7 protein-coding genes and 6 rRNA genes are annotated in these 19,026 nt (G+C 44.9%); 3 read left to right on the top strand and 10 right to left on the bottom strand.

Features of this window, described 5'->3' with window-relative positions:
• Nucleotides 1–228: 228 nt before the first annotated feature.
• The 4 genes from NYE63_RS01380 to NYE63_RS01365 all read right to left on the bottom strand — a co-directional run bounded on the left by NYE63_RS01380 (nt 229) and on the right by NYE63_RS01365 (nt 6,186).
• Nucleotides 229–1,068 (bottom strand): tyrosine-type recombinase/integrase, encoded by an 840-nt coding sequence (locus NYE63_RS01380; protein WP_342603800.1) that lies wholly within the window; start codon nt 1,066–1,068, stop codon nt 229–231.
• Nucleotides 1,069–1,347: 279 nt separating this feature from the next.
• Nucleotides 1,348–1,463: ribosomal RNA gene (rrf, locus tag NYE63_RS01375) — 5S ribosomal RNA — on the bottom strand.
• 63 nt (nt 1,464–1,526) lie between these two features.
• Nucleotides 1,527–4,459: ribosomal RNA gene (locus NYE63_RS01370) — 23S ribosomal RNA — on the bottom strand.
• 176 nt (nt 4,460–4,635) lie between these two features.
• Nucleotides 4,636–6,186, bottom strand: a 16S ribosomal RNA gene (locus NYE63_RS01365).
• Nucleotides 6,187–6,753: 567 nt separating this feature from the next.
• On the opposite strand from NYE63_RS01365, the gene NYE63_RS01360 reads away from it, so the two are divergent.
• The gene (locus tag NYE63_RS01360; protein WP_342603799.1) at nt 6,754–7,080 is read left to right on the top strand and encodes a DUF3951 domain-containing protein; all 327 of its coding nucleotides are present in this window, start codon (nt 6,754–6,756) and stop codon (nt 7,078–7,080) included.
• A 2-nt stretch (nt 7,081–7,082) separates the two neighbouring features.
• On the opposite strand, the gene rrf (NYE63_RS01355) is transcribed toward NYE63_RS01360, so the two are convergent.
• The 3 genes from rrf (NYE63_RS01355) to NYE63_RS01345 form a co-directional block, all read right to left on the bottom strand.
• Nucleotides 7,083–7,198, bottom strand: a 5S ribosomal RNA gene (gene rrf, locus NYE63_RS01355).
• A 63-nt stretch (nt 7,199–7,261) separates the two neighbouring features.
• Nucleotides 7,262–10,194 (bottom strand): 23S ribosomal RNA (locus NYE63_RS01350).
• Between the two features lie 176 nt (nt 10,195–10,370).
• Nucleotides 10,371–11,921: ribosomal RNA gene (locus NYE63_RS01345) — 16S ribosomal RNA — on the bottom strand.
• The 16S, 23S and 5S rRNA genes sit together here, the layout of an rRNA operon.
• A gap of 644 nt (nt 11,922–12,565) precedes the next feature.
• Here NYE63_RS01345 and NYE63_RS01340 point away from each other — a divergent pair.
• Together NYE63_RS01340 and NYE63_RS01335 are read left to right on the top strand one after the other, a co-directional pair.
• Complete coding sequence (locus tag NYE63_RS01340; protein WP_342603798.1) at nt 12,566–13,324, top strand: alpha/beta fold hydrolase; 759 nt, start codon at nt 12,566–12,568, stop codon at nt 13,322–13,324.
• 80 nt (nt 13,325–13,404) lie between these two features.
• Nucleotides 13,405–13,575, top strand: a complete 171-nt coding sequence (locus NYE63_RS01335; protein WP_069981788.1) for a CsbD family protein — start codon at nt 13,405–13,407, stop codon at nt 13,573–13,575.
• A 115-nt stretch (nt 13,576–13,690) separates the two neighbouring features.
• Here the strand turns inward: NYE63_RS01335 and NYE63_RS01330 are convergent, their stop codons facing one another.
• The 3 genes from NYE63_RS01330 to NYE63_RS01320 form a co-directional block, all read right to left on the bottom strand.
• A complete protein-coding gene (locus NYE63_RS01330; RefSeq protein ID WP_342603797.1) occupies nt 13,691–14,833 on the bottom strand; it encodes a fused response regulator/phosphatase in 1,143 nt (380 codons plus the stop codon).
• A gap of 280 nt (nt 14,834–15,113) precedes the next feature.
• The gene (locus NYE63_RS01325) at nt 15,114–15,947 is read right to left on the bottom strand and encodes a protein-glutamate O-methyltransferase CheR (RefSeq protein ID WP_342603796.1); all 834 of its coding nucleotides are present in this window, start codon (nt 15,945–15,947) and stop codon (nt 15,114–15,116) included.
• Nucleotides 15,948–15,975: 28 nt separating this feature from the next.
• Nucleotides 15,976–18,777, bottom strand: a complete 2,802-nt coding sequence (locus tag NYE63_RS01320; RefSeq protein ID WP_342603795.1) for a response regulator — start codon at nt 18,775–18,777, stop codon at nt 15,976–15,978.
• Nucleotides 18,778–19,026 lie beyond the last annotated feature (249 nt).

The following is a 19,026-nucleotide window of genomic DNA, read 5'->3' as shown; positions in this document are numbered from 1 at the left end:
TATTAGGAATCCCCTCTTTCTTGATTCAAACAATTGATCAATATGCCCTTAATATTAGCCCTTATACTTCAGGACCTCTTTTGACGGAACTTTATTCCTTCCTTTAACCTGCCCCGTCTCATAAGACAAAACGTCCTATTCGTCATTTCAAAGGAAATTTGTTTGTTTTTAAAACCTTATTTAAACAAAAAAAGGAAAAGACTCGCTTTCCCTTTTAATTTCTATAGATTAGTGTTTCGTGAAAGTTTGGTCTATCGCATTTGCCAGATCCAGCGATTTTTCTTTTAGATAACGCTTCGTTACGTTTAAATCTTTATGACCGGCAAGCTTGGATATCGTTTGTATATCTATTCCATTATCCACTAACCTTTGGCAAAAGGTATGTCGCAGTTTATGTGGATGCACATTATATTTTTTTAATATATATTGAACTGATCTCGGAGTGATCCTTTGATTATAGCTTGAGATGAATAACGGATCTGCTTTATCTTTTAAAGAATAAAGATAATTTTTTACATGTTGTATAGCCGATAGTGTAAGGGGAACGGATCTATCGATTTCACCTTTTGCGTTCCTGACAAGTATATAATTTCGCTCTGTTTCCATAATGACGTCACGACCATTTAAGTCACATAATTCAGAGACACGGATTCCAGTATGTAACAAAAGATAGACGATGGCAATGTTCCTCAGATTTCCTTCTGCTTCTATATCCCTTAACAGGATTTGCTGCTCATTTATGCTTAAAGTTTCAGGTACCTCAAGCTTGTGCTCCTTAACCTTACGTTCCACAGAAAGCATTACTTGCGGTTTGCCTAAAAATTTAAAGAAAACATTTAGGGCGATATAGTGTTTCTCGATTGTTCCCGGGCTTTTCTTGCAATTTTCCAAATAATCAAGATAACCCTGAACATCCTCAGAATGAATTTCCGTCAATTTCTTTTGTGTCTGGTCACAAAACTGTGAAAGGACACCAGTATACGTTTTGATCGTATTATCTGATTTGCCTTGGTCTCTCAACCATTCAGCAAACGAAAAAATCATTTCATCTTTAGCAGAGGTATCCATCGGCTATTCCCCCATTGACAGTTTCAGAACTACGTTAAGTTTAACATATATCCCTACAGAAACGAAGAATTCTGTCCCTTTGTCTTAAACAGATATGGATAATACAGGTAACTGTAGAAATTCAGATGCATTTATAGTATGTCCTACCATTTATGCTGCCTATAACTTTCTATTTGGTCCTTTTGAGTCCCAACTTTTTTTAACAGGTTTAAATAAAAAGATACTGAAGGAATAACACCTGCAAAAAAAGACCAGCCGGATGGCTGATCTTTTTAAATGGCTTGGCGGCGTCCTACTCTCACAGGGGGAAACCCCCAACTACCATCGGCGCTGAAGAGCTTAACTGCCGTGTTCGGAATGGGAACGGGTGTGACCTCTTCGCTATCGCCACCAAACATGAAAGGAACGTTGTTCCTTCAAAACTAGATAATAAGAAGGTATTTCATTTTTTTAAAGCGTTGGTTAAGTCCTCGATCTATTAGTATCAGTCAGCTCCACATGTCGCCACGCTTCCACCTCTGACCTATCAACCTGATCATCTTTCAGGGATCTTACTAGCTTGCGCCATGGGAAATCTCATCTTGAGGGGGGCTTCATGCTTAGATGCTTTCAGCACTTATCCCGTCCGCACGTAGCTACCCAGCTATGCCTTTGGCAAGACAACTGGTACACCAGCGGTGCGTCCATCCCGGTCCTCTCGTACTAAGGACAGCTCCTCTCAAATTTCCTGCGCCCGCGACGGATAGGGACCGAACTGTCTCACGACGTTCTGAACCCAGCTCGCGTACCGCTTTAATGGGCGAACAGCCCAACCCTTGGGACCGACTACAGCCCCAGGATGCGATGAGCCGACATCGAGGTGCCAAACCTCCCCGTCGATGTGGACTCTTGGGGGAGATAAGCCTGTTATCCCCGGGGTAGCTTTTATCCGTTGAGCGATGGCCCTTCCATGCGGAACCACCGGATCACTAAGCCCGACTTTCGTCCCTGCTCGACTTGTAGGTCTCGCAGTCAAGCTCCCTTGTGCCTTTACACTCTACGAATGATTTCCAACCATTCTGAGGGAACCTTTGGGCGCCTCCGTTACTCTTTAGGAGGCGACCGCCCCAGTCAAACTGCCCACCTGACACTGTCTCCCACCCCGATAAGGGGCGCGGGTTAGAATTTCAATACAGCCAGGGTAGTATCCCACCAACGCCTCCACCGAAGCTAGCGCTCCGGCTTCTCAGGCTCCTACCTATCCTGTACAAGCTGTACCAAAATTCAATATCAGGCTGCAGTAAAGCTCCACGGGGTCTTTCCGTCCTGTCGCGGGTAACCTGCATCTTCACAGGTACTATAATTTCACCGAGTCTCTCGTTGAGACAGTGCCCAGATCGTTACACCTTTCGTGCGGGTCGGAACTTACCCGACAAGGAATTTCGCTACCTTAGGACCGTTATAGTTACGGCCGCCGTTTACTGGGGCTTCGGTTCAAAGCTTCGCTTGCGCTAACCTCTCCCCTTAACCTTCCAGCACCGGGCAGGTGTCAGCCCCTATACTTCGCCTTGCGGCTTCGCAGAGACCTGTGTTTTTGCTAAACAGTCGCCTGGGCCTATTCACTGCGGCTTTTCTGGGCTATTCACCCTAAAAAGCACCCCTTCTCCCGAAGTTACGGGGTCATTTTGCCGAGTTCCTTAACGAGAGTTCTCTCGCACACCTTAGGATTCTCTCCTCGCCTACCTGTGTCGGTTTGCGGTACGGGCACCTTACATCTCACTAGAGGCTTTTCTTGGCAGCGTGGAATCAGGAACTTCGGTACTATATTTCCCTCGCCATCACAGCTCCGCCTTAATGGAAACGGGATTTGCCTCGTTTCCGGCCTAACTGCTTGGACGCGCATATCCAACAGCGCGCTTACCCTATCCTTCTGCGTCCCCCCATCGTTCAAACGATGTATAGGTGGTACAGGAATATCAACCTGTTGTCCATCGCCTACGCCTTTCGGCCTCGGCTTAGGTCCCGACTAACCCTGAGCGGACGAGCCTTCCTCAGGAAACCTTAGGCATTCGGTGGAAGGGATTCTCACCCTTCTTTCGCTACTCATACCGGCATTCTCACTTCTAAGCGCTCCACCAGTCCTTCCGGTCTGACTTCAACGCCCTTAGAACGCTCTCCTACCATCGACACCATACGGTGTCAATCCACAGCTTCGGTGATACGTTTAGCCCCGGTACATTTTCGGCGCGGAGTCACTCGACCAGTGAGCTATTACGCACTCTTTAAATGGTGGCTGCTTCTGAGCCAACATCCTGGTTGTCTAAGCAACTCCACATCCTTTTCCACTTAACGTATACTTTGGGACCTTAGCTGGTGGTCTGGGCTGTTTCCCTTTCGACTACGGATCTTATCACTCGCAGTCTGACTCCCAAGAATAAGTATTTGGCATTCGGAGTTTGACTGAATTCGGTAACCCGTTGGGGGCCCCTAGTCCAATCAGTGCTCTACCTCCAATACTCTCATCTTGAGGCTAGCCCTAAAGCTATTTCGGAGAGAACCAGCTATCTCCAGGTTCGATTGGAATTTCTCCGCTACCCACACCTCATCCCCGCACTTTTCAACGTGCGTGGGTTCGGGCCTCCATTCAGTGTTACCTGAACTTCACCCTGGACATGGGTAGATCACCTGGTTTCGGGTCTACGACCTCATACTCATTCGCCCTATTCAGACTCGCTTTCGCTGCGGCTCCGTCTTATCAACTTAACCTCGCATGAAATCGTAACTCGCCGGTTCATTCTACAAAAGGCACGCCATTACCCATTAACGGGCTTTGACTACTTGTAGGCACACGGTTTCAGGATCTATTTCACTCCCCTTCCGGGGTGCTTTTCACCTTTCCCTCACGGTACTGGTTCACTATCGGTCACTAGGGAGTATTTAGCCTTGGGAGATGGTCCTCCCTGCTTCCGACGGGATTTCTCGTGTCCCGCCGTACTCAGGATCCACTCAGGAGGGAACGAAGTTTCAACTACAGGGTTTTTACCTTCTTTGACGGACCTTTCCAGATCACTTCATTTACCCCGTTCCTTTGTAACTCCATGTTGAGTGTCCTACAACCCCAAGAGGCAAGCCTCTTGGTTTGGGCTAATTCCGTTTCGCTCGCCGCTACTCAGGAAATCGCATTTGCTTTCTCTTCCTCCGGGTACTTAGATGTTTCAGTTCCCCGGGTCTGCCTTCAGTACCCTATGTATTCAGGTAAAGATACTGTTCCATTACGAACAGTGGGTTTCCCCATTCGGAAATCTCCGGATCAAAGCTTACTTACAGCTCCCCGAAGCATATCGGTGTTAGTCCCGTCCTTCATCGGCTCCTAGTGCCAAGGCATCCACCGTGCGCCCTTTCTAACTTAACCGTTAAAAAAGATCTTACAGATGCTTTGAAAAAAATTAATTGCCTTCTATCTATTATCTAGTTTTCAAGGAACAAAGCAGAAAGAATCCATCACATCGTGATGCTTGTCTTTCCTATTTGAATGAATTACTCATTCAAAACTGAACAAAACAAAAGCGCTCTCGTAATTATCCTTAGAAAGGAGGTGATCCAGCCGCACCTTCCGATACGGCTACCTTGTTACGACTTCACCCCAATCATCTGTCCCACCTTAGGCGGCTGGCTCCATAAAGGTTACCTCACCGACTTCGGGTGTTACAAACTCTCGTGGTGTGACGGGCGGTGTGTACAAGGCCCGGGAACGTATTCACCGCGGCATGCTGATCCGCGATTACTAGCGATTCCGGCTTCATGTAGGCGAGTTGCAGCCTACAATCCGAACTGAGAATGGCTTTATGGGATTCGCTTACCTTCGCAGGTTTGCAGCCCTTTGTACCATCCATTGTAGCACGTGTGTAGCCCAGGTCATAAGGGGCATGATGATTTGACGTCATCCCCACCTTCCTCCGGTTTGTCACCGGCAGTCACCTTAGAGTGCCCAACTGAATGCTGGCAACTAAGATCAAGGGTTGCGCTCGTTGCGGGACTTAACCCAACATCTCACGACACGAGCTGACGACAACCATGCACCACCTGTCACTCTGTCCCCCGAAGGGGAAAGCCCTATCTCTAGGGTTGTCAGAGGATGTCAAGACCTGGTAAGGTTCTTCGCGTTGCTTCGAATTAAACCACATGCTCCACCGCTTGTGCGGGCCCCCGTCAATTCCTTTGAGTTTCAGCCTTGCGGCCGTACTCCCCAGGCGGAGTGCTTAATGCGTTAGCTGCAGCACTAAAGGGCGGAAACCCTCTAACACTTAGCACTCATCGTTTACGGCGTGGACTACCAGGGTATCTAATCCTGTTTGCTCCCCACGCTTTCGCGCCTCAGTGTCAGTTACAGACCAGAAAGTCGCCTTCGCCACTGGTGTTCCTCCAAATCTCTACGCATTTCACCGCTACACTTGGAATTCCACTTTCCTCTTCTGCACTCAAGTTCCCCAGTTTCCAATGACCCTCCACGGTTGAGCCGTGGGCTTTCACATCAGACTTAAGGAACCACCTGCGCGCGCTTTACGCCCAATAATTCCGGACAACGCTTGCCACCTACGTATTACCGCGGCTGCTGGCACGTAGTTAGCCGTGGCTTTCTGGTTAGGTACCGTCAAGGTACCAGCAGTTACTCTGGTACTTGTTCTTCCCTAACAACAGAACTTTACGACCCGAAGGCCTTCTTCGTTCACGCGGCGTTGCTCCGTCAGACTTTCGTCCATTGCGGAAGATTCCCTACTGCTGCCTCCCGTAGGAGTCTGGGCCGTGTCTCAGTCCCAGTGTGGCCGATCACCCTCTCAGGTCGGCTACGCATCGTCGCCTTGGTGAGCCATTACCTCACCAACTAGCTAATGCGCCGCGGGCCCATCTATAAGTGACAGCGTAAACCGTCTTTCCATCTTCTCTCATGCGAGAAAAGAACGTATCCGGTATTAGCTCCGGTTTCCCGAAGTTATCCCAGTCTTATAGGCAGGTTGCCCACGTGTTACTCACCCGTCCGCCGCTAATCTCAGGGAGCAAGCTCCCGTCGATTCGCTCGACTTGCATGTATTAGGCACGCCGCCAGCGTTCGTCCTGAGCCAGGATCAAACTCTCCGAAGAAATGTTTGACTTGCTCATTTGCTTTTTTGATAGTGTGTGCTCACTTAAAATTTAACGTTGGCGCTTTGTTTTGTTCAGTTTTCAAAGAGCAATTTTCACAATCGTTCTTTCGAACGGCTGTTTATTCATCATAACATCTTATTGATTAGTTGTCAACTTCTGCGAAGTTTTTAACTTATTTTAAATCGCTGTGTTTTTCAGCGACCATTTCATCTTATCATTTTCATAGTAAGAAGTCAATAGTTATTATTTCTTTTCAGCAATCAGCCAAAAGCGATGAAGTTTTTCGTTTGTCTTAGTTGGTGCTTATTTATATTAATCCTTTCGCACCATAAAGTCAACACATTTCACAATAAATAATTCTTTTTCTCAAAATTAGATCAAGAATGGTTTCAAGGTCCGTTTTGCCAAAAGAAAATACACACTTGAAGGTATCCCGACAAAGCCTTAAAGGTTATTATCTTTCTCGCTGTTTTCATATTGTAAAGTTTGCTGTTTTCAAATAAAGGAATATTATGGGATATAATAAAATATAGTAGTAAGTAATCTTATTTAAGGAGTGATTAAATGGCATATGTTTATACTTTATTTGTTATTTCTGTAATAGGCTTTGTTTGCTATCAGCTGATTAAAAAGGAATCAACGCCTTCAAATAGATACACACCTTATAATGACATCACAATGGGAATCAAAGGTGACGATATACAACAAGATAATCCAATACAGGATACCAAGCATCACATTCAATATGAAGAGAAATCAAATAACGACAAGACTTTTAAAGCAGTCTTTTATTATGTGGTCAAGAAAGCAACACTGTATGTGAAAACTGCCATCTTTTTTCATGACCTTATGAACACAAAAAAGACCAGCCGGATGGCTGATCTTTTTTAATGGCTTGGCGGCGTCCTACTCTCACAGGGGGAAACCCCCAACTACCATCGGCGCTGAAGAGCTTAACTGCCGTGTTCGGAATGGGAACGGGTGTGACCTCTTCGCTATCGCCACCAAACATGAAAGGAACGTTGTTCCTTCAAAACTAGATAATAAGAAGGTATTTCATTTTTTTAAAGCGTTGGTTAAGTCCTCGATCTATTAGTATCAGTCAGCTCCACATGTCGCCACGCTTCCACCTCTGACCTATCAACCTGATCATCTTTCAGGGATCTTACTAGCTTGCGCCATGGGAAATCTCATCTTGAGGGGGGCTTCATGCTTAGATGCTTTCAGCACTTATCCCGTCCGCACGTAGCTACCCAGCTATGCCTTTGGCAAGACAACTGGTACACCAGCGGTGCGTCCATCCCGGTCCTCTCGTACTAAGGACAGCTCCTCTCAAATTTCCTGCGCCCGCGACGGATAGGGACCGAACTGTCTCACGACGTTCTGAACCCAGCTCGCGTACCGCTTTAATGGGCGAACAGCCCAACCCTTGGGACCGACTACAGCCCCAGGATGCGATGAGCCGACATCGAGGTGCCAAACCTCCCCGTCGATGTGGACTCTTGGGGGAGATAAGCCTGTTATCCCCGGGGTAGCTTTTATCCGTTGAGCGATGGCCCTTCCATGCGGAACCACCGGATCACTAAGCCCGACTTTCGTCCCTGCTCGACTTGTAGGTCTCGCAGTCAAGCTCCCTTGTGCCTTTACACTCTACGAATGATTTCCAACCATTCTGAGGGAACCTTTGGGCGCCTCCGTTACTCTTTAGGAGGCGACCGCCCCAGTCAAACTGCCCACCTGACACTGTCTCCCACCCCGATAAGGGGCGCGGGTTAGAATTTCAATACAGCCAGGGTAGTATCCCACCAACGCCTCCACCGAAGCTAGCGCTCCGGCTTCTCAGGCTCCTACCTATCCTGTACAAGCTGTACCAAAATTCAATATCAGGCTGCAGTAAAGCTCCACGGGGTCTTTCCGTCCTGTCGCGGGTAACCTGCATCTTCACAGGTACTATAATTTCACCGAGTCTCTCGTTGAGACAGTGCCCAGATCGTTACACCTTTCGTGCGGGTCGGAACTTACCCGACAAGGAATTTCGCTACCTTAGGACCGTTATAGTTACGGCCGCCGTTTACTGGGGCTTCGGTTCAAAGCTTCGCTTGCGCTAACCTCTCCCCTTAACCTTCCAGCACCGGGCAGGTGTCAGCCCCTATACTTCGCCTTGCGGCTTCGCAGAGACCTGTGTTTTTGCTAAACAGTCGCCTGGGCCTATTCACTGCGGCTTTTCTGGGCTATTCACCCTAAAAAGCACCCCTTCTCCCGAAGTTACGGGGTCATTTTGCCGAGTTCCTTAACGAGAGTTCTCTCGCACACCTTAGGATTCTCTCCTCGCCTACCTGTGTCGGTTTGCGGTACGGGCACCTTACATCTCACTAGAGGCTTTTCTTGGCAGCGTGGAATCAGGAACTTCGGTACTATATTTCCCTCGCCATCACAGCTCCGCCTTAATGGAAACGGGATTTGCCTCGTTTCCGGCCTAACTGCTTGGACGCGCATATCCAACAGCGCGCTTACCCTATCCTTCTGCGTCCCCCCATCGTTCAAACGATGTATAGGTGGTACAGGAATATCAACCTGTTGTCCATCGCCTACGCCTTTCGGCCTCGGCTTAGGTCCCGACTAACCCTGAGCGGACGAGCCTTCCTCAGGAAACCTTAGGCATTCGGTGGAAGGGATTCTCACCCTTCTTTCGCTACTCATACCGGCATTCTCACTTCTAAGCGCTCCACCAGTCCTTCCGGTCTGACTTCAACGCCCTTAGAACGCTCTCCTACCATCGACACCATACGGTGTCAATCCACAGCTTCGGTGATACGTTTAGCCCCGGTACATTTTCGGCGCGGAGTCACTCGACCAGTGAGCTATTACGCACTCTTTAAATGGTGGCTGCTTCTGAGCCAACATCCTGGTTGTCTAAGCAACTCCACATCCTTTTCCACTTAACGTATACTTTGGGACCTTAGCTGGTGGTCTGGGCTGTTTCCCTTTCGACTACGGATCTTATCACTCGCAGTCTGACTCCCAAGAATAAGTATTTGGCATTCGGAGTTTGACTGAATTCGGTAACCCGTTGGGGGCCCCTAGTCCAATCAGTGCTCTACCTCCAATACTCTCATCTTGAGGCTAGCCCTAAAGCTATTTCGGAGAGAACCAGCTATCTCCAGGTTCGATTGGAATTTCTCCGCTACCCACACCTCATCCCCGCACTTTTCAACGTGCGTGGGTTCGGGCCTCCATTCAGTGTTACCTGAACTTCACCCTGGACATGGGTAGATCACCTGGTTTCGGGTCTACGACCTCATACTCATTCGCCCTATTCAGACTCGCTTTCGCTGCGGCTCCGTCTTATCAACTTAACCTCGCATGAAATCGTAACTCGCCGGTTCATTCTACAAAAGGCACGCCATTACCCATTAACGGGCTTTGACTACTTGTAGGCACACGGTTTCAGGATCTATTTCACTCCCCTTCCGGGGTGCTTTTCACCTTTCCCTCACGGTACTGGTTCACTATCGGTCACTAGGGAGTATTTAGCCTTGGGAGATGGTCCTCCCTGCTTCCGACGGGATTTCTCGTGTCCCGCCGTACTCAGGATCCACTCAGGAGGGAACGAAGTTTCAACTACAGGGTTTTTACCTTCTTTGACGGACCTTTCCAGATCACTTCATTTACCCCGTTCCTTTGTAACTCCATGTTGAGTGTCCTACAACCCCAAGAGGCAAGCCTCTTGGTTTGGGCTAATTCCGTTTCGCTCGCCGCTACTCAGGAAATCGCATTTGCTTTCTCTTCCTCCGGGTACTTAGATGTTTCAGTTCCCCGGGTCTGCCTTCAGTACCCTATGTATTCAGGTAAAGATACTGTTCCATTACGAACAGTGGGTTTCCCCATTCGGAAATCTCCGGATCAAAGCTTACTTACAGCTCCCCGAAGCATATCGGTGTTAGTCCCGTCCTTCATCGGCTCCTAGTGCCAAGGCATCCACCGTGCGCCCTTTCTAACTTAACCGTTAAAAAAGATCTTACAGATGCTTTGAAAAAAATTAATTGCCTTCTATCTATTATCTAGTTTTCAAGGAACAAAGCAGAAAGAATCCATCACATCGTGATGCTTGTCTTTCCTATTTGAATGAATTACTCATTCAAAACTGAACAAAACAAAAGCGCTCTCGTAATTATCCTTAGAAAGGAGGTGATCCAGCCGCACCTTCCGATACGGCTACCTTGTTACGACTTCACCCCAATCATCTGTCCCACCTTAGGCGGCTGGCTCCATAAAGGTTACCTCACCGACTTCGGGTGTTACAAACTCTCGTGGTGTGACGGGCGGTGTGTACAAGGCCCGGGAACGTATTCACCGCGGCATGCTGATCCGCGATTACTAGCGATTCCGGCTTCATGTAGGCGAGTTGCAGCCTACAATCCGAACTGAGAATGGCTTTATGGGATTCGCTTACCTTCGCAGGTTTGCAGCCCTTTGTACCATCCATTGTAGCACGTGTGTAGCCCAGGTCATAAGGGGCATGATGATTTGACGTCATCCCCACCTTCCTCCGGTTTGTCACCGGCAGTCACCTTAGAGTGCCCAACTGAATGCTGGCAACTAAGATCAAGGGTTGCGCTCGTTGCGGGACTTAACCCAACATCTCACGACACGAGCTGACGACAACCATGCACCACCTGTCACTCTGTCCCCCGAAGGGGAAAGCCCTATCTCTAGGGTTGTCAGAGGATGTCAAGACCTGGTAAGGTTCTTCGCGTTGCTTCGAATTAAACCACATGCTCCACCGCTTGTGCGGGCCCCCGTCAATTCCTTTGAGTTTCAGCCTTGCGGCCGTACTCCCCAGGCGGAGTGCTTAATGCGTTAGCTGCAGCACTAAAGGGCGGAAACCCTCTAACACTTAGCACTCATCGTTTACGGCGTGGACTACCAGGGTATCTAATCCTGTTTGCTCCCCACGCTTTCGCGCCTCAGTGTCAGTTACAGACCAGAAAGTCGCCTTCGCCACTGGTGTTCCTCCAAATCTCTACGCATTTCACCGCTACACTTGGAATTCCACTTTCCTCTTCTGCACTCAAGTTCCCCAGTTTCCAATGACCCTCCACGGTTGAGCCGTGGGCTTTCACATCAGACTTAAGGAACCACCTGCGCGCGCTTTACGCCCAATAATTCCGGACAACGCTTGCCACCTACGTATTACCGCGGCTGCTGGCACGTAGTTAGCCGTGGCTTTCTGGTTAGGTACCGTCAAGGTACCAGCAGTTACTCTGGTACTTGTTCTTCCCTAACAACAGAACTTTACGACCCGAAGGCCTTCTTCGTTCACGCGGCGTTGCTCCGTCAGACTTTCGTCCATTGCGGAAGATTCCCTACTGCTGCCTCCCGTAGGAGTCTGGGCCGTGTCTCAGTCCCAGTGTGGCCGATCACCCTCTCAGGTCGGCTACGCATCGTCGCCTTGGTGAGCCATTACCTCACCAACTAGCTAATGCGCCGCGGGCCCATCTATAAGTGACAGCGTAAACCGTCTTTCCATCTTCTCTCATGCGAGAAAAGAACGTATCCGGTATTAGCTCCGGTTTCCCGAAGTTATCCCAGTCTTATAGGCAGGTTGCCCACGTGTTACTCACCCGTCCGCCGCTAATCTCAGGGAGCAAGCTCCCGTCGATTCGCTCGACTTGCATGTATTAGGCACGCCGCCAGCGTTCGTCCTGAGCCAGGATCAAACTCTCCGAAGAAATGTTTGACTTGCTCATTTGCTTTTTTGATAGTGTGTGCTCACTTAAAATTTAACGTTGGCGCTTTGTTTTGTTCAGTTTTCAAAGAGCAATTTTCACAATCGTTCTTTCGAACGGCTGTTTATTCATCATAACATCTTATTGATTAGTTGTCAACTTCTGCGAAGTTTTTAACTTATTTTAAATCGCTGTGTTTTTCAGCGACCATTTCATCTTATCATTTTCATAGTAAGAAGTCAATAGTTATTATTTCTTTTCAGCAATCAGCCAAAAGCGATGAAGTTTTTCGTTTGTCTTAGTTGGTGCTTATTTATATTAATCCTTTCCTACCATAATGTCAACGCTTTTTCTCCATTTCTTATTTTTATATCTTGCACAGGTTATTAGCTTCTTCAGTTTATCAACGATTCCAAGACAGTACTTATATAATAGAATGAATAGCAACCATACATGGAATAGACCTAATAAGTATCTTATATCCTTTTTAAATGCTTCTTAATGAATAATGAAGTTTGAAATATAACCAAGTTGACTTCACAATTTTCATTATGCTATTATATAACCAAGTAAAATAATCGGAATAGTTAATTTTATTCATAAACTTTCTTTCAACAAAACTTAGCTAAATTAAAGGAGATGGGAATATGACAGCAGCAATGGTAATACCAGGTGCGGAATCTTTTTTCTTACCCGGCAATTCTATCGGCATTCTTATTTGCCATGGTTTTAACGGAACACCACAAAGCGTAAGGTATTTAGGTGAAAAATTCGCTGCCAAAGGCTTTACTGTCTTCACTCCTCGACTGGCGGGCCACGGAACGGATGAATATGAAATGGAAACAAGTCATTATCAGGAGTGGATACAAGATGTTGAAATGGCTTATGCAAAATTAAAACGAACCTGCACCCATGTATTCGCCATTGGACAATCTATGGGAGGCGCCCTTGTTCTCGACTTAGCGACAAAAGTGGCTTGCGATGGAATTCTCACCATCAATGCCGCCCTCCAAGTTCCTGAATATGAAATATATCGTAACCAATCGGTTCCACGCTTCGTTCCTGAAGGCAAGCCTGACATAAAAGACGATACACCCAAAGAAATCACATATGATCAAGTTCCGTCAAAAGCGATTAATCAATTGCTTGATATAATGGAATATACCAGTCAAAAACTAAGAGACGTTTCGTGCCCGATACTTCTCTTCCATTCTCCAGAAGATCACGTTGTACCAGACTCGTGTTCCTATCATATTTACGATACTGTTGTGTCCGGTGATAAGGAGATGGTCTCTCTTGAAAATTCATATCATGTGGCCTCGTTGGATCATGACAAAGATCATATCATTGAGCGGTCATATCAGTTCATTCAAAAGTTAAGTAACAGGGCAATAATCGCTTCTTAAACTCCTTTCTCCATATAAATCAGGTTTACCCAAACACTTCATGGGTATATATAGTATATAAAGAAAAAGGAGGTAACATAATGAGCGGTTTATCAGACAAAGTAAAAAGTACTGTAAATAAAGTTAAAGGTGAAACGAAAGACCAAGTCGGAAACGCGAAAAATGATCCTCACTTACAAGCAGAAGGTAAAGTCGATAAATTAAAAGGCAATCTCCAAGATGGCATTAGTAAATTGAAAAATGACCGTTAATTGCAAAAAGCCGATTACATGATTAACTCTCTTAACGAACATTCTCATTTCATATAAAAGTGACCCCCCTTTTATAGAAAAGAGGCGGCAGATAATCTGCCGCCTCTTTTCTTCTTCAATTTGCTTGAATAACAACAACACACATATCATCAGGTTGATCTTTCTGCATTTCCGGGGACATCAAAAAATCGATAGGGGGAGACTCTTTACAATCAAACCATCTCGTCGAGACCGCTTCTTTTATTTGGTCGAGTCCTTCCGTCCCTTCACGATCTATTGCTTCCATGACTCCATCCGTAAATAACATAAGCTGAATCTTCTCTTCATAATGAATGACGGACTTCTCTATTTTCATCTCGGTGAAGAACCCAACAGGACAAGTCCCTTTCGAAAGTGAGGCCACTTTTCCATCGTCCATTAAAGCAAATCCTGGAGGATGTCCGGCATTCACATATTCCACCGTCTTTTGCTCTGTATCAATGATCATATAAATCGCTGTAAAATAATAATGCACTTGATTATCTTCTTTATTAAGGGTACTCATCCAGTGATTCATTTCGTTTATTACTGCAACTGGATCCGTATGTGTCCTGATGGCATCTCTCAATACAGAGGAAATGAACATGCACACAAGTGAGGCGGATATGCCATGCCCCATCATATCCAACAGGATGATCCCATACCGATTTTCATCGATGCGGTGCCAATAGTACATATCCCCTGCTAATTTATTCGCAGGTAAGTATGATGCCCTGATAGTTAAGTGGTCATTTATAATCGGTTCACTTAATAAACTGCTTTGAACCTGCATGGAAAGATCCAATTCATTGCGGATTTTTTCATCCTGCATTTTATGCCAATCTTTTTCATATTTAAGTCTTAACCCCACGCGAATCCTCGCAAGTAAATCTATTTTATTGATAGGCTTCATTATATAATCAATCCCGCCAACATCAAGTGCCTCGGCCACCTTGTTTGAATCTTCAAGGGCGGTCACAAAAATGACAGGTATATCTCTAAGGTGAGGAATACTTTGAAGTCTCCTGCACGCCTCTATCCCATCGATCTCAGGCATCATGATATCAAGCAGAATGATATCAACTGAAGTCTCTTTAGGTTGCGGACTATCCACCTGTAAATATTCAAACATCTCAACAGCTGAAGTTAATGATAGAAAATCCGTATAGCCAGCTCGTTTTAGAATTTTCTCTATAACGAAAAGGTTAACCTGGTTATCATCTACGATTAAAATCGTCATTCTTTCATTCCCCTTTTGGCTTATATCGAGCGGCAACATTTATCTCTTTTAAATGAATCATTACTTTAATAAAGCTCCCTTAATAGGGATTTTTCTATTATATTATAACGAAGTTCAGTCTCTTTTAATAAAAATAAACCACGGTAGTGATTCTAGATGGAGACCAACTCATTATTTATACCCCTTCTTCCGATACCTTAAACATAGAAATGCAAAAAAAGTGAAAAATGATGCACTAAATTAAAAAGAAAGAGTCCGCTTATTTGCGAACTCTTTCTTTTTACAATTTCCGATAAATTCGTTCCTTTGAGTCAAAGTCCTCATAATCTTCCGAAAAGGATGATGTATGAAGTGTTTCCTTGCTTCCAACCGCAAGGAAGCCGTCTTTACAAAGACTGTCATAAAACAACTGATTAACATAAGTCTGTAATTCACTTGTAAAGTAAATCATCACATTCCGGCACATGATGATATGAAACTCATTGAACGAACCATCAGTAACTAAATTATGCTGGAAAAACACAATGTTTTTAAGGAGATTCGAATCAAGATAAGCATTTTGATAATCGGTTGTATAATACTCCGAAAATTCCTGGTTACCTCCAGCATGCAAATAGTTTTTCGTATAAGACTGCATTCTATTTAAAGGTAATATCCCTTTTTCCGCATGACGGAGTACTTCATCATTCATATCAGTGGCATAAATCCTCGCCTTATCATAAAGTCCTTCTTCCTTGAGGATGATCGCCATGGAAAAGGCTTCTTCACCGGTCGAACAACCCGCATGCCAAATCCTGATTTCAGGAAGTTTTTTCAGGAGAGGTACAATATTTAAACGAAAGGCTTTAAAGAACTCCGGATCGCGAAACATTTCAGTTACATTTATTGAAAAATCTTTCAAAAGCTTCTCGACATACCCTTTTTCATATAAAACCATTTCTATCATTCCGCTAATCCTGCGAATATGGTCCAGTCTCATTCTATTTTCAACTCTTCTTTTTATTGACGAACGCATATATTTGCGAAAGTCAAAGCCAGATACGGAATAAATGGCCTCTAACAATAATTCGAGTTCTAAATCTTCTCTTTCTTCAATCGTTAAAGTATCCTTCATGCAAAACCTTCCTTACCCGTACTATCAATCAATTAGTCAGCCATACTCTTAGGACGGATAGTAGCTGATCCAATTTTAATGGTTTGCTGACATAATCGGAAGCGCCGGCCTTCAGGCATTTTTCCCTATCGCCTTTCATCGCTTTCGCAGTTAGCGCGATGATTGGAAGATCCTCGAACTTACTTTGCTCGCGAATTCTGGTCATCGTTTCGTAACCGTCCATGCCCGGCATCATGATATCCATCAAAATAACATCTATATCGTTTCCTTTTTCAAGGAGTTCCAAACATTCGTAGCCGTTTTCAGCTGTAAGGATCTCCATCCCCTCATGCTTCAGCGCATTTTTCAGAGCAAATATATTACGGTGATCATCATCGACGACCAGTACTGTTTTATTGCAGAATGGTTTGGCCTTATCCCGATCTTCTTCATCCATTATAACTACATCCGGTTCTCCTTGACCGCCAATAGGCGCGGCAGAATCATCGTGGTTAGCCGCTGCCACTTCTGGAGAAGCAGCTATTGCTTCACCGACATTTTTGAAGCCTTCTGGCATACTTGGAATAAAGAAAGTAAAGGTACTGCCTTGCCCTTCTTCACTATCTACAATGACCCAGCCTCCCAGAAGTTTGGCAAACTCCCGGCAAATCGATAGCCCTAGTCCCGTACCGCCGTATTTTCTCATTGTAGCTCCGTCACCTTGCTGGAACGCTTCAAAGATAAGTTTTTGCTTCTCTTTTGAAATTCCGATGCCCGTATCCGTCACCTTAATTTCAACCCAATTGCTAGCTCCTTTTGTCTGGATCCATTGTGCTACATTTTCTTCATCAGCTTTTTGGATTTGGACAGACACATAACCTTTTTCCGTGAATTTAAATGCATTGGATAATAGGTTTTTCAAAATTTGCTGGAAGCGCTGTTCATCTGTAAAGAAAATATCCGGAACGTTTTTACTCTTTTCTATTATAAAGTCAATGTTCTTTTTCTTCGCTACATGATCGAAGTTACGGTGCAATAACTCAGGAAGTTCACTCAAATTCATTTCGTCAAAGACCACTTCAAGCTTTCCGACTTCAACTTTTGATAAATCCAAAATGTCATTGATCAACGTTAATAAGTCTTGGCCTGATGAATTAATGACACGAGCGAATTCCTGTTGCTCTTCATTTAATTTACTATCATTCGGATCTGAAAGCATTTCTGATAAAATCAGAATACTATTGAGCGGTGTCCGCAATTCATGGGACATATTTGCCATGAACTCGGATTTATATTTTGAACTTAACTTTAATTCTTCCGCTTGTTTTTCAAGATTTAGTTTAGCGACTTGAAGCTCTTTCGATTTTTCTTCAGTTTCACGATTTCTCTCTTCTAATTGTTCATTGATCATTCGTAACTCTTCAGCCTGTGTTTGCAGTTCCTCTGATTGGGCTTGCATTTCCTCTGACTGTGATTGTAATTCTTCCGATTGAGCCTGTAACTCTTCGGTCTGTGCCTGTGATTCTTTCAATAAACGCTCTATTTCCATCCGGCCCTCTACATTATTAATCGTGATGCCCAGAGTATCAAGAACTTGGTTCAAGAAATGTTTTTGCAGCTTCGTAAAGGCCTCCAAACTCGCCAGTTCAACCATTGCGACCACTTCATCCTCAAAAACGACTGGCGCGATGGCAATGCTTTTCGGGTTGACTTCCCCTAATCCTGTTGTAACCAATTGGAAATCTTCAGGGATATCATCAATGACCTTCGATTTCTTTTCAAGTGCGCATTGTCCGATCAAACCTTCACCCATACGGAATTCACGTCTGCCCGAATCTTCGCCATCTCCAGCAAAGCTGGCAAGCTTCACAAAACGCATATCCACACCTTCACCCCGTTTGACGTAAAAAGCTCCAATTGAAGCTCCCATCATCGGTGCAAGTCTTGTAATGAACCGGTCAGCCAGAACTTCCACATCAACAATGCGCTGATACATGGTAGCTATATCAGCAACACGAGTCTGGATCCAGTTCTGTTCACTGATTTTTTCAGTGAAATCTTTCTCTTTTTGATTATAAACTTCAAGCGATTCCGCCATATCATTGAACGATCTCGCTATATCACCAATTTCATCAGTAGTCCGAACCGGAATTCTTGGTATGACCGATAAATTTTTAAAATCGATATTTTTGATGACCTTCGTAATCGATTGCAGATCTTTCGATGTACTGCGAATCATCCAAACAACCGTTACGGAAATAACCAAAATGCTGAGAATAACCGCAAAAATCACAAAACCGATCATATCTTCGTAGGTTTGTTTCGAATTACTCAATGTATCTTTCATGACACCTTCTTGGTAATCCTTAAAGTCATCCATCGTACTGATGACTTTCGTTCGTTTTTCCCTCTGGTCGTCCATCAGGCTTGAAAGATTATCCGAAGAGTCTCCCGATTTTATCTTTTGGATAATCTCAGCCTCTGTTATGGAGTAAGAAGCATATTGAGTCTCAAACTCTTTCAATAATTGCTTTGCTTTCGCCTTATTTAACGTTCCTGATAACCCGGCAATTTTTGATTCAATCAAACTATGATTCTCATTGATGATTTCGAGGCTCTCTGCTCTTTCTTCCTTGTTTGCGTCATTAGCTGCAAACAGGATCTCACGGTCCGACCTGGAAAAAAGCTGTCGGATTTCCATTGAAGCTTGAACTTTTTCATAGCGATTTTCAACTATTTCAGTCATGCTGCTCTTTAAATTGCTAAGCGTAAACATCATGAAAGAAAGTAAAATAGCCAAGAAAAGCAAGATCAAGCCAAATCCCAACATTTGCTTCTTCTTAAAACCCATTTTCCCGCCCACCTTCGATACTTATTTATACCAGCCAAAAATAAACGGCATTGCAAAATATAACTTAATACAGAATTCCCCTTATATTCTTGGTAATTTAAAATGATATATAGATAGATTCATTGTTCAAACTCAATTTTAACATTTCCCAAACCAAAATGGTTACCTACAGTGTTATTTAAAATTAATTCCTTTTCCAATTGTGCAACAGTTTGCCTTAACGATTGTTATAAACACCAAATTGAATTG

Origin of the sequence: Peribacillus sp. FSL E2-0159 (genome assembly GCF_038643155.1) — a bacterium.
GTDB lineage: Bacteria > Bacillota > Bacilli > Bacillales > DSM-1321 > Peribacillus > Peribacillus simplex.
Note: the sequence above shows the minus strand (reverse complement) of the source record. Positions and strands in the feature narration are given on the sequence as shown.

Coding starts and splice junctions, on each gene's coding strand:
- NYE63_RS01320 (WP_342603795.1), bottom strand. CDS start 18,777: ATGGGTTTTAAGAAGAAGCAAATGTTGGGATTTGGCTTGATCTTGCTT.
- NYE63_RS01360 (WP_342603799.1), top strand. CDS start 6,754: ATGGCATATGTTTATACTTTATTTGTTATTTCTGTAATAGGCTTTGTT.
- NYE63_RS01330 (WP_342603797.1), bottom strand. CDS start 14,833: ATGACGATTTTAATCGTAGATGATAACCAGGTTAACCTTTTCGTTATA.
- NYE63_RS01340 (WP_342603798.1), top strand. CDS start 12,566: ATGACAGCAGCAATGGTAATACCAGGTGCGGAATCTTTTTTCTTACCC.
- NYE63_RS01335 (WP_069981788.1), top strand. CDS start 13,405: ATGAGCGGTTTATCAGACAAAGTAAAAAGTACTGTAAATAAAGTTAAA.
- NYE63_RS01325 (WP_342603796.1), bottom strand. CDS start 15,947: ATGAAGGATACTTTAACGATTGAAGAAAGAGAAGATTTAGAACTCGAA.
- NYE63_RS01380 (WP_342603800.1), bottom strand. CDS start 1,068: ATGGATACCTCTGCTAAAGATGAAATGATTTTTTCGTTTGCTGAATGG.